Source organism: Candidatus Omnitrophota bacterium, assembly GCA_030650275.1.
In the GTDB taxonomy this organism is placed as follows: Bacteria; Omnitrophota; Gorgyraeia; order Zapsychrales; family Fredricksoniimonadaceae; genus JACPXN01.
This window is the reverse complement of sequence record JAUSEK010000019.1, coordinates 71142-82387: the sequence shown is the minus strand read 5'-3', so window position 1 is coordinate 82387 and position 11246 is coordinate 71142. Positions and strand designations below refer to the sequence as shown.

General features: G+C 50.5%; 12 protein-coding genes. All 12 read right to left on the bottom strand.

Annotated features, from left to right (window positions below; all coding sequences use genetic code 11):
* Positions 1-529: pantoate--beta-alanine ligase (gene panC, locus Q7K71_05320; protein ID MDO8675521.1), on the bottom strand; the 529-nt coding region annotated here is incomplete at its 3' end.
* The gene (folK, locus tag Q7K71_05315; protein ID MDO8675520.1) at positions 516-947 is read right to left on the bottom strand and encodes a 2-amino-4-hydroxy-6-hydroxymethyldihydropteridine diphosphokinase; all 432 of its coding nucleotides are present in this window, start codon (positions 945-947) and stop codon (positions 516-518) included. The genes panC and folK, both read right to left, overlap by 14 nt.
* Positions 948-2108, bottom strand: a complete 1161-nt coding sequence (locus Q7K71_05310) for an LL-diaminopimelate aminotransferase (GenBank protein ID MDO8675519.1) — start codon at positions 2106-2108, stop codon at positions 948-950.
* A gap of 101 nt (positions 2109-2209) precedes the next feature.
* Positions 2210-2950, bottom strand: a complete 741-nt coding sequence (gene dapB / locus Q7K71_05305; GenBank protein MDO8675518.1) for a 4-hydroxy-tetrahydrodipicolinate reductase — start codon at positions 2948-2950, stop codon at positions 2210-2212.
* Positions 2951-2953: 3 nt separating this feature from the next.
* Positions 2954-3835 (bottom strand): 4-hydroxy-tetrahydrodipicolinate synthase, encoded by an 882-nt coding sequence (dapA, locus tag Q7K71_05300; protein MDO8675517.1) that lies wholly within the window; start codon positions 3833-3835, stop codon positions 2954-2956.
* 34 nt (positions 3836-3869) lie between these two features.
* Positions 3870-4700 carry a diaminopimelate epimerase gene (gene dapF, locus Q7K71_05295; protein MDO8675516.1) on the bottom strand — a complete coding sequence of 277 codons (831 nt, stop codon included), beginning with the start codon at positions 4698-4700 and terminating at the stop codon, positions 3870-3872.
* Positions 4697-5953, bottom strand: a complete 1257-nt coding sequence (gene lysA, locus Q7K71_05290; GenBank protein ID MDO8675515.1) for a diaminopimelate decarboxylase — start codon at positions 5951-5953, stop codon at positions 4697-4699. Before lysA ends, dapF begins: the two co-directional genes overlap by 4 nt.
* A gap of 124 nt (positions 5954-6077) precedes the next feature.
* Positions 6078-7472, bottom strand: coding sequence for an argininosuccinate lyase (gene argH / locus Q7K71_05285; protein ID MDO8675514.1), 1395 nt, complete (start codon positions 7470-7472; stop codon positions 6078-6080).
* Between the two features lie 79 nt (positions 7473-7551).
* Entirely contained in the window at positions 7552-7836 is a 285-nt protein-coding gene (locus Q7K71_05280) for a GIY-YIG nuclease family protein (protein MDO8675513.1), read from the bottom strand.
* A gap of 120 nt (positions 7837-7956) precedes the next feature.
* Entirely contained in the window at positions 7957-9120 is a 1164-nt protein-coding gene (locus tag Q7K71_05275) for an argininosuccinate synthase (protein ID MDO8675512.1), read from the bottom strand.
* Positions 9117-10043 carry an ornithine carbamoyltransferase gene (gene argF / locus Q7K71_05270; GenBank protein MDO8675511.1) on the bottom strand — a complete coding sequence of 309 codons (927 nt, stop codon included), beginning with the start codon at positions 10041-10043 and terminating at the stop codon, positions 9117-9119. The genes Q7K71_05275 and argF overlap by 4 nt, the downstream gene beginning before the upstream one ends.
* Positions 10040-11245, bottom strand: coding sequence for an aspartate aminotransferase family protein (locus Q7K71_05265; protein ID MDO8675510.1), 1206 nt, complete (start codon positions 11243-11245; stop codon positions 10040-10042). The genes argF and Q7K71_05265 overlap by 4 nt, the downstream gene beginning before the upstream one ends.
* Position 11246: the final 1 nt, after the last annotated feature.

The window sequence follows — 11246 nt, the reverse complement described above, 5'->3', positions numbered from 1 at the left end:
GCACCGTCGGTACCACGTGTACGGCAACCGGAAGGTCCAGGTCGCGCACCATGGTCTTAAGGACCACCGCCTGCTGGGCATCTTTCTGCCCCAGATACAGGGCGTCGGGACCAACGATGTTCAGAAGTTTGGCCACGACGGTGGCGACTCCGCGGAAATGCCCCGGGCGAAACTTCCCGCACAACACTCCGGACAACTTTTCCACGTCGATGTATGTCAAATAACCTTTAGGATAAATGACATTATCCGACGGAAGGAAGATGATGTCAACCTTTTCTTTGCGGGCTATGCTTAAATCCCGGCGGAGATCCCTCGGATAACGGCGGAAATCCTCATGGGGGGCGAACTGTTTGGGGTTGACGTAGATGCTGACCACGCACAGGTCGTGGTCTTTCTTCGCGCGGCGCATGAGGGCCGCGTGGCCATCGTGCAGGCCTCCCATCGTCGGAACAAAGCCGATGGTCTTACCTTTCCGGCGCGCCGCGTTCAACACGCGGCGCAGTTGAACGACCGACCTAATGATGCGCACGGGTCAATGCCTCGGCAATGTGAGGAGCGATCTCCTTTAAAGGGTCCATAACGAACGCCCGTTCCAGCATACGCGGATGCGGGATGGTCAGATCCGGAAGGTCCGTGACGAGATCGTCGTAAAGCAGAATATCAATATCTATCTCGCGCGGACCATCCACCTCACGGTGGACGCGTCCGAGTTTCACTTCGATGGCTTTGATCTTGGAAAGCAACTGGTGAGGAGACAGGTCGGTGTGGGCTTCAAGCACCGCGTTGAGGAATTTGCCCTGCACAGGGCCTCCGACGGGTTCGGTTTCAATGATCGTTGAAAGATGCCGGACATGAACGCCCGCGATGTTCAATAGATCAACGGCTTGCCTGATGCTGGAATGCCGGTCGCCCAGGTTAGACCCGAGTGCCAGATAAACAGTGGCCAATTACAACACCTTCCTTAGACGTTCCACGGCCTGGTGGATGCGCTCCACGGGGACTGTCAGGGCCATGCGCACATAACCTTCCCCGTGCTTGCCGAAACCCACACCGGGGGTGACGACAATGTCCGCCTGTTCCAGGAATGCCTTGGCGCAGGACAACGAATCTTCAAATTTTGAGGGGGCCTTGGCCCAGACGTAAAAAGCGGCCTTGGGCGGTTCAATTTTCCAGCCGACGGCGCGCAGGCCGTTGACCAGGGCGTCCCGGCGGGTCTCATACTCAACGCGCATGTCCTCGATCTCGCGGGGGTCAACATGCAACGCCGCGATGCCGGCATGTTGGATGGCATTAAAGACGCCGGAATCGCAATTGGACTTGACCCTGGCCAGCGCCGACACCAGCATCGGATTGCCGCAGGCCCAGCCCAAACGCCAGCCCGTCATGTAATAGGTCTTGGAAAACGAATGAAATTCAATGGCGATGTCCTTGGCCCCCTCCACCTCCAGAATGCTGGGGGGTTTGACGCCGCCGTAATACACTTCGGAATACGCCAGATCTGAAACAATAATAATGTCCTTGGCCTTACAAACCGCGACAAGGTCCTGATAGAATTTTTTGTCCGCGGTCGCGGACGTCGGGTTATTGGGATAACAGATAAAAATGGCTCTGGCTTTCTTGCTTTCCTCAATATCCTGGATCTTGGGCAAAAAGCCGTTGGAGGCCTTTAAGGGCAGGTATTGGATCTTGCCGCCCGCGAAAATGACCGCTGCCTGATACGCGGGATAGGCCGGGTCGGTCAAAAGCACTTTGTCCCCGGGGTTGATGATGCCCAACGGCAGATGCGCGAGGCCTTCCTTGGAGCCGATCAAAGGATAAATTTCGCTGTTGGGGTCAAGTTCCACGCCGAAACGGCCCTTAAACCACGCGGCGATCTCGACACGCAGTTGCGGCACGCCGGCGTCAAAAGGATAATGGTGATTGTTGACATCCTCCACCGCCTTTTTCATGGCGTCAATGATGGGCTGATGCGTACGCTGGTCCGGGTCGCCCACGCCCAAATTGATGATATCGCGGCCCTCGGCCATGGCCGCGCGCTTGGCCTTGTCTATCTCAATGAACAGATACGGCGGCAATTGCTTGAGACGTTCAGAAAATTCAATATTCAAATCCAACTCCTTCTCGGCGGGTCCTGCCCCCTTCGGGACTCTGCCGTGCTCGTTACCTGCGCGCGGCAGAGGACTCCCCTACGGGGTCACCCGCCGGCGCATTACTTCAAACCAAAAACATCTTTCATGTTATATAAACCATTCTTTTTCTTATTTTCCATAAGCCATTCAGCTGCGTTTACAGCACCAATAGCAAACATATCCCTTGTTTTTGCATGATGGGATATGGTTATAGTATCAAATGGTGTTTCGTAAATGATAGTATGATCACCAACGACTTCACCCTCTCGATGAGATATCATATCGTCATCGGATATTCTTGTACCTGAAAATTGTTCTGCTATTTCCCTCATTGTTTTTGCCGTCCCTGAAGGCTTATCTTTCTTATGTTCGTGGTGAGTTTCTTCGATAACAATTTTATTAAAAAAATTCTTCATTGTTTTTGATGTCTGTTCTATCAACTTAAAAAGAACATTAACACCAAAAGACATGTTCGAAGAAAAAACTATAGGTATATTCTTAGAGGCATTTTCTACGAAACCAATTTCAGCGGGAGACAAACCCGTTGTCCCTATAACCATACCAACATTGTACTTCTCACACGCTTCAAGATTATCTAAAACAGCATGGGGTGTTGTAAAATCAATCAAGACATCACAGCCTTGCAACGCACTCAAATCTGTATAAATTGGTACGCCTTGAAATTCTTTGGCAAGATCCGTTCTTTCCTTACTTTCAAACAATGCCTTAACTATACAAACATCTTTCTTAATAGACAAAGCAATGCCTACAATACTTTTCCCCATTCGTCCTTGAGCGCCAGCAACAGCTAATTTAATCATCTTTTATCCTTTGATCAGACCGTATTGTTTCAACGCTTCCTTAAGTTTCGCCAGATTGGCATCTTCCATCTCGCACATGGGCAGACGCAAAGCGCCGTTGCAAAGACCCATCAAAGCCATGGCTGTCTTGACGGGAATGGGATTGGTTTCAATAAATAAGGCGCTGACTAAAGGCTGGAATTTGGCGTTGATCGCCTCTGCCTTTTTTGCATCACCCTTGTTGAACGCGTCAATGAGGGCAACAACATCTTTGGGGACAATATTGGCCGCCACCGAAATGACACCCGTGCCGCCCAGGCCCATCACAGGCAGGATCAACCCGTCATCCCCTGAAAGCAAAATGAAATCCTTGGGACACAATTCTTTAACGCGCCTCATCTGCTCCAGCGATCCGGACGCCTCTTTAACACCGACGATATTCTTGCAATCCCGCGCCAGTTTGGCCATGACCTCGGGCTCAATGTTCTTGCACGTGCGTCCCGGAATATTGTACAGGATCACCGGGATCTTCACGCTATCGGCAACGGCCTTGAAATGCAAATATACGCCCTTGTTGGTGGGTTTATTATAGTAGGGTGTCACGACCAAAACCGCGTCAGCCCCGACCTTGGCCGCGTGCTGGGTCAAATGCACCGCCTCGGCCGTTGAATTAGACCCCGTTCCGGCGATGACCGGAATACGCTTGCGCACGGCTTCAACGCAGATCGCGATCACGCGCTCATGCTCGTCGGAGGTCAGGGTCGGCGATTCACCGGTGGTGCCGCAGGGAACGATCCCGTTGGTCCCCTGACTGATCTGCCAGTCGACGAGTTGACGGTAGGCGTCCTCGTCCACCTTGGCGCCCTTAAATGGCGTTACCAATGCTACGATCGATCCTTTAAACATTGTCCCCTCTTTGCTGGGCGATTATTAATCGCCCCTACGGATTATAAAAATATTCTCCCCGAGCGATCACGTTCGCCGAGCCTTTCAGCCATACATCCGTGATGCGGTTGCCGTCCTGCAGATCAAAGGTGACCTCCAGGATCTCTCCGCTTTTGGTCAACACGCGCATGAACGCGTCATTGATCTCCTTGACCTTGGGATTCAAATGCAGATAACCGACCAGCGCGCCGGCTACGGCCCCGGTGCCGCAGGCCAGGGTTTCGCCCTCCACTCCGCGTTCATAAGTACGGATAGCGACCATGTCCTTGCGGCTTTGCTCAACAAAATTTACATTGGCCCCGCGCGGCTTAAAGGCGTTGTGGTTGCGGACCAGGCGTCCCAGGGAATCAACGTCCACTTCCGAAAGGCCGTCAACGAACACCACGGCGTGGGGAACGCCGGTATCAATATAGGACGCGTGCAGGACCTGACCGCCGACCTTAAGAACAATGCCCGCGCGATAATCTTTCGGGTCGCTCAAACGCACACGGGCTGTCGCGCCATTGGCCTCGGCGAGGATCTGGCCGGCCAGGGTCTCCATGCTGAACAATCTATTGGCGCTGACATGCTTATCCGCGACATAGGCGGCCATGCAGCGGGCACCATTGCCGCACATCTCGGCCTCCGAACCGTCGGCGTTGATGATGCGCATGCGAAAATCGCTGGACTTGGACTTATCCAGAATCAAAACACCGTCGGCGCCGATGCCCATTTGGCGATGACAGGCCTTTTTGGCCAGGTCCGCGTAATCCAGCCCCACAGAGGCCTCAATGATGATAAAGTCATTGCCGGCCCCGGCCATTTTGACAAAAGAGATCTTTTTCATTTTAGAAAAGACGGGATGCTTTCCCCGCGGATCAGGTCCTTGAAATCTTCACGTTCCTTGGTCACCGCAAATTTGCCGCCCTTGACCATGACTTCCGGTGATCGGCCGCGCACATTGTAATTGCTGGCCATGACATAGCCGTAAGCGCCGGCGCTCATCACCGCCAGCAGATCGCCTTTATTGACCTTGGGCAAAAGCCGGTCATGGGCAAAAAAATCGCCGCTTTCACAAATGGGGCCGACCACGTCCACCTTGACCCTGGCCGCGGACGTTTTCTTGACGGGCACGACCTCATGATACGCATCATACAAGGACGGCCGGATCAGGTCATTCATGCCGCCGTCAACGATCACGAACTTTTTATATCCATTGTCCTTGAGATAAACGACCCTGGTGACAAAGATCCCCGCGTTACCCACGATAAAACGCCCGGGCTCCATGATGATCTTCAGGCCCGTTCCTCTCAAGATGGGCACGATATTGTCCGCGTATTCCTGCGCGGTTTGCGGCCGCTCATCCTTATAAATGATGCCCAGACCCCCGCCGATATCCAGGTATTCGATCGCCACACCCTCGGCGCGCAGACCCGCGATGAACTTAACGACTTTCTTGATGGCACCAATGAACGGTCCGCCGGACGTGATCTGCGAACCGATATGGATATGAATGCCGTTGATGTCCACGAACGGGTATTGCCGGCGGTTCTTGAGTATTTCCCTCGTCGTGCGCAGATCAATACCGAATTTCTTTTTTAAAGATCCAGTGAAGATGTAATCGTGCGTCGGCGCCGGAACATCAGGGTTGATGCGCAGCGCCACCCGGGCTTTTTTGCCCATGGCTTTGGCCACGCGGTTGATCTCTCTCAATTCGGGCTCGGACTCCACGTTAAAGAACAGAATGCCCTTTTTGAGCGCGAACGCGATCTCCTCTTCGGTCTTTCCGACGGAGGCGAACACGATCTTCTTGGGGTCGGCCCTGACCATCAGGGCTTTTTTCAATTCCCCGATGGACACGATGTCCAAACCGGCGCCTATGTCCACCAAACTTTTGAGCACCGCCAGATTGCCATTGGCCTTCATCGCGAAACAGATGACAGGATCCAGCTCGGCAAAGGCCTTTTTGATCTTACGGTAATGGTCGGTCAGGGTCTTGTGGCTGTACAAATAAAACGGCGTGCCCACGGCCCTGGCAACGCTCGCCACCCGGACATTCTCGCAACACAATTCCCCGTTCTTGAAATGAAAATCGTGCATATTTCCTTCTGTCACCTATCTGTCATGCCCGAATGCTTCTGTCGGGCATCCAGAAAACTAAAACTTACCCTAAAGTTGTCACCCCCGAATGTTTCTGTCGGGGGTCCAGAACATGACCTTTTTACTATTTCTTATTTTTCTTTAAAGCATCCGCAACGATTTTTCCATAATCACTACGTTTAACGGACTTCTTTGAGTCAACAGATGTCTTTGGATCAAATAATGCTATCAACTCAGATTGAACAATCTTTTCTGAAAACTTCTCTTTTAGATAATCTTCGGGCATTTGTTTAATAGGTAAATTCTTTTCTACAGAATAACGTACCAATTCTCCAATAATAGTGTGGGCTTCTTTAAAAGGAACGCCTTTATTTACAAGATAATAAACCAAATCGGTAGCATATAAAGACTCATCTTCTAAATGTTTCTCTATTTTCTTCTCATTAAACTTTAAAGTTTCAATAAGCCCTTTTAGAACCTTTACTTCAGCAAAAACTATTTCAAAAGAATTAAATAGTGGCTCTTTATCCAGCTGCATATCCCGATTATAGGTTAAAGGCAAACCTTTCATCATTGTTAAAACGCTTACCAGATTTCCATATAATCGCCCAGAATAACCACGAACGAGTTCCAAGACATCGGGGTTCTTCTTTTGTGGCATCAAAGAACTACCCGTACAAAAAGCATCATCCAATTCAATAAAATCAAATTCTTTGGTGCACCAAATAATTAAATCCTCTGATAAGCGGGACAAATGCATTGCAACAATAGATAATGCACTAATAATCTCAATAACAAAATCTCGATCACTAACAACGTGTATTGCATTCGTAGTTACTTCAATTTTAAATTCTTCTGAAAACTTTCCCTTAAGAAATTCTGAAGCTTTCTCGTTATATTTTGCATCAAGAGGAGATCCTGCTAAAGCTCCTGCTCCCATTGTTATCTTCATAGACTGCTCAATAAATTCTAACCTGTTAGCATCACTTTCTAACATCTCCACATAAGCCCATAAATAATCTTTCAAATAAACGGGTTGTGCATGCTGGAGATGGGTAAATCCCGGAATAATAATATCTTTATTATTCAAAGCCAACTGGCCAATAACTATTGCCAGCCGAGATATTTCATTTTGCAGCTTCAGTAATGTTATTTTACAGTAAAGTTTTGTCGCAAAAACCACCTGATCATTCCGGGAACGAGCGGTGTGCAATTTTTGAACTAATTCCCCCACCCTTTTCTCTAGTTCTTTCTGAATCGCACTATGAACATCCTCACAACTTGAATCCCACTGGAATTCATTCTTTTCTATGGCTTCATATATTTCATCCAATCCATCCGTTAATTTCTTATATTCTTCTGGTGTTAGATAACCTGCATTTTTAAGAATTTCAACATGACACATCGATCCCAAAACATCATATTTTCCCAATTTATAATCAAAATGGATGGACTTGGTGAATTCTTCCACCAACTTATCTGTATCTTTACTAAACCGTCCACCCCAAAGTTTGCTCATTTTCTTATCCTTGTTCTGGATGCCCGACAGAAACATTCGGGCATGACAATATTAAAAACATCCGGGAATGACAAACACATTAAATTATCTGAGGATACAAATCTTTCCAATCCGGATTACTCTTTTCAATCAGCCTTAATTTCCATGCTCTATTCCATTTTTTGATCTGTTTTTCTCTTTGAATAGCGCCCATTATATCACCCGTTGCTTCATAATAAACTAATATCCCGAGACCATATTTCTTTGTAAAACCATCGACTAATTTCTGTTTATGTTCATACACTCTCTTGACCAGATCATTGGTTACTCCAACATATAACGTGCCATTTCTTTGACTTGCTAAAATGTACACATAATATTGCATGTTCTGGATGCCCGACAGAAACATTCGGGCATGACAATTGATAATGTATGCTCTGGATTCCCGACCCTCGACAAAAGCATTCGAGGGCAGGCTGCAGCATTCGGGAATGACAATCCAATATTAATACGGCATTCCCCAAATACGGATGAACCCTTCAGACAGTTTGGGGTCAAAAATATCCTTGGCCCCGTAGGTCGCCAATTCTTCCTTGTAACGTGAATACCGCGACTTGCGGCCGGCGACGATGCAATTGCCTTTGTATAATTTCAAACGCACCGTGCCGCTGACACGTTCCTGCGTCTTATTGATAAACGCATCAAGCTGTTGTTTCAGCGGCGTTTCCCACAAACCATAATACGTCAACTCCGCGTAACGCGGCGATATCAATTCCTTATAATGCAGGGTCTCACGGTCGAGCACCATGGCTTCCAATTCCTTGTGCGCTGTCAACAAAATGGTGCCGGCCGGATTTTCGTAGATCTCCCGCGACTTGATGCCCACCAAACGGTTCTCCACCATGTCCACGCGCCCCACACCGTTGCGCCCGCCGATGGCATTGAGTTTAATGACCAGCTCCACCGGCTTATAGATTTTGCCGTTGACCTTGACCGGCACGCCTTTGGCGAATTCCACCTCGACGTATTCCGGCTTGTTCGGACACTTGAGCGGGTCCTTGGTCATCGCATAAATTTCTTCCGGCGGTTCAACCCACGGGTCTTCCAGCACCCCGCATTCAATGCTGCGTCCATACAAATTGATGTCCGTGCTGTACGGGCTTTTTTTGCTGACATCAATGGGGATCTTGTGCTTGTGCGCGTATTCGATCTCCTGCGCGCGCGTCTTCAATTCCCATGTCCGCAAAGGCGCCAATAGTTCCAGATGAGGCGCCAGCAGTTTGGCTGTCACTTCAAAACGCACCTGGTCATTGCCCTTGCCCGTGCAGCCGTGGGCCATGGCATCGGCTTTTTCTTTTTTAGCGACCGCCACTTGATGTTTGGCGATCAAAGGCCGCGACAAAGCCGTGGCCAGAAAGTATTTGCCCTCGTAAACCGCATTGGCTTTCAGTGCCGGGAACACGTAATCCTTCACAAACTCTTCTTTAAGGTCAAGGATATAAACCTTCGACGCCCCGGTGGCCAGCGCGCGTTTTTTAATGGCCTTAAAATCACTGCCTTGGCCCAGGTCGGCCATAAAAGCAATGACCTCATAGCCCTTGTCCTTGAGCCAGTGGATCAGGCACGAGGTGTCCAAGCCGCCGGAATAGGCCAAAACGACTTTTTTCATTTCTTATTTCCTTTCAATAGATGCAAAAGCACCGCTTTCTGCGCGTGCAGACGGTTTTCCGCCTGGTCAAAGATGACCGAGTGTTTGCCGTCGATGATGTCCCCGGTCACTTCCAAACCCCGGTGCGCGGGCAGGCAATGCATGAAAATATAATCCTTGTGCGCGGCCCTGGTCAGGTCCGCGTTGATCTGAAACCCTTTAAGATCCTTGATGCGCTGATCAGTTTCCTTTTCCTGGCCCATGCTCACCCACACGTCGGCATAAAGCACGTGCGCGCCCTTGACCGCCGCGTGCGGGTCCCGGCCGACCGTAACGCTGCAGCCATTGCTTTTGGCCAATGCCTGTACTTTCTTTAAGATCTGCACGTCAGGGTCATATCCCTTAGGTCCGGCAAAACGGACATTGACCCCGACCTTGGCGCAGGCGGTCATCAACGAATGGAACACATTATTGCCGTCGCCGACATAGGCCACGTTCAAGCCCTTGAAAGAACCAAATTTCTCGCGGATCGTCTGCACGTCCGCCAGGGCCTGGCACGGATGATACAGGTCGCATAAACCGTTAATGACCGGCACCGACGCGTATTGGGCCAGGTCCGCGACATCCTGATGATGGAACACCCGTGCTACAATGGCGTCCAGATAACGCGACAACGTACGGGCCACATCAGCCGTGGACTCGCGTTTTCCCAAATTGATCTCCTCCGGCCCCAGATAAATGCAGTTGCCCCCCAATTGATGGACACCGACCTCAAAAGAGACCCGCGTGCGGTTGGACGGTTTCTGGAACACGAGCCCGACGGTCTTGCCTTTGAGGTCTAAACGCGCCCTGGCTTTAGATTTTTTGAGCGCGTCGGCCTTGTCCAAAAGGGCCATGATCTCCGGCGTTGAATAATCCAAAAGTTTGATCAGATCTTTATTCATGCCATCACCTTCTGTGGGCTGCCCACGACTGTGGACAAAGACACATCCAGAATATGCACAGCTTTGTTGATCTGCCGCCTGGTAACGTTCAGCGCCGGCATGATGCGTAGCACATGGTCCTGCGTGCAATTGATGATCAGTCCCCGGTTAAAGCATTCTTTGAAAACGCCCTGTGCGTCAACGCTTAAGTCAACGCCGACCATGAGCCCCAGTCCCCGCACTTCTTTGATAACCGGATATTGGACTTTTAATTCTTCCAGTTTCCCGACGAGATACGGCCCCAGGGCTTTGACATTGGCCAGGACCTTCTCGCTGTGAATGGCTTTCAACACGCCCAGCGCCGCCTTGCACACCAATGGGCTTCCGGCAAAGGTGGAACCGTGCATGCCTGGCTTGAATACGTCGGCCAAGTCCTGGCGCACCAGCAAAGCACCGATGGGCAAACCGCCGCCCAGGGCCTTGGCCAGACACATCAGGTCCGGGGTGATGCCGTAATGCTGATAACAAAACATGGTCCCGGTGCGGCCCAAGCCGGTCTGTACTTCATCCAGGATCAAAAGGATCTTTTTCTCGTCACAAATTTTGCGCACCGCCTGGACGTATTCTTTGGAAGCAACGTGAATGCCGCCCTCGCCCTGAATGAGTTCAAGCATCACAGCCACGGTCTTGTCCGTGACCGCGGCCTTGAAAGCCCCGATCTCATTAAAAGCAACGTGCTTGAACCCTTGCACGAGCGGCGCAAACTCCTTATGGTATTTGGGCTGGCCTGTCGCGCTCAAAGCCCCCATGGTCCGGCCGTGAAAAGAATTGACGGTGGTGATGATCTCAAACCGTTTGCCATCGCCATACGCGCGCGCGAACTTGATGGCTGTTTCCACAGCTTCCGCGCCGCTGTTGCAAAAGAATATCTTGGACGGGAAAGAGACCCGCACCAATTCTTTGGCCAGTTTCGCCTGAAAAGGATGATACAAATTGTTGGGGATGTGGATGAGCTTGCCGATCTGGTCGCGCACCCCTCCCATCACCTTGGGATGACAATGCCCCAGATTGCTCACCCCCCAGCCCGGGAAAAAATCCAAATACTTTTTGCCATGAATGTCCGTCAACACGCTCCCCTTGCCCTTGACAAAGATCGCGGGCAGCCGCGTGTACGTGGACAGGATGTGCCGGTCGTATGTGTCGAAGATCTCTTGCGCTTTCATA

Coding starts and splice junctions, on each gene's coding strand:
- dapA (MDO8675517.1), bottom strand. CDS start 3,835: ATGTTTAAAGGATCGATCGTAGCATTGGTAACGCCATTTAAGGGCGCC.
- dapF (MDO8675516.1), bottom strand. CDS start 4,700: ATGAAAAAGATCTCTTTTGTCAAAATGGCCGGGGCCGGCAATGACTTT.
- Q7K71_05275 (MDO8675512.1), bottom strand. CDS start 9,120: ATGAAAAAAGTCGTTTTGGCCTATTCCGGCGGCTTGGACACCTCGTGC.
- dapB (MDO8675518.1), bottom strand. CDS start 2,950: ATGATTAAATTAGCTGTTGCTGGCGCTCAAGGACGAATGGGGAAAAGT.
- Q7K71_05280 (MDO8675513.1), bottom strand. CDS start 7,836: ATGCAATATTATGTGTACATTTTAGCAAGTCAAAGAAATGGCACGTTA.
- argF (MDO8675511.1), bottom strand. CDS start 10,043: ATGAATAAAGATCTGATCAAACTTTTGGATTATTCAACGCCGGAGATC.
- Q7K71_05265 (MDO8675510.1), bottom strand. CDS start 11,245: ATGAAAGCGCAAGAGATCTTCGACACATACGACCGGCACATCCTGTCC.
- lysA (MDO8675515.1), bottom strand. CDS start 5,953: ATGCACGATTTTCATTTCAAGAACGGGGAATTGTGTTGCGAGAATGTC.
- argH (MDO8675514.1), bottom strand. CDS start 7,472: ATGAGCAAACTTTGGGGTGGACGGTTTAGTAAAGATACAGATAAGTTG.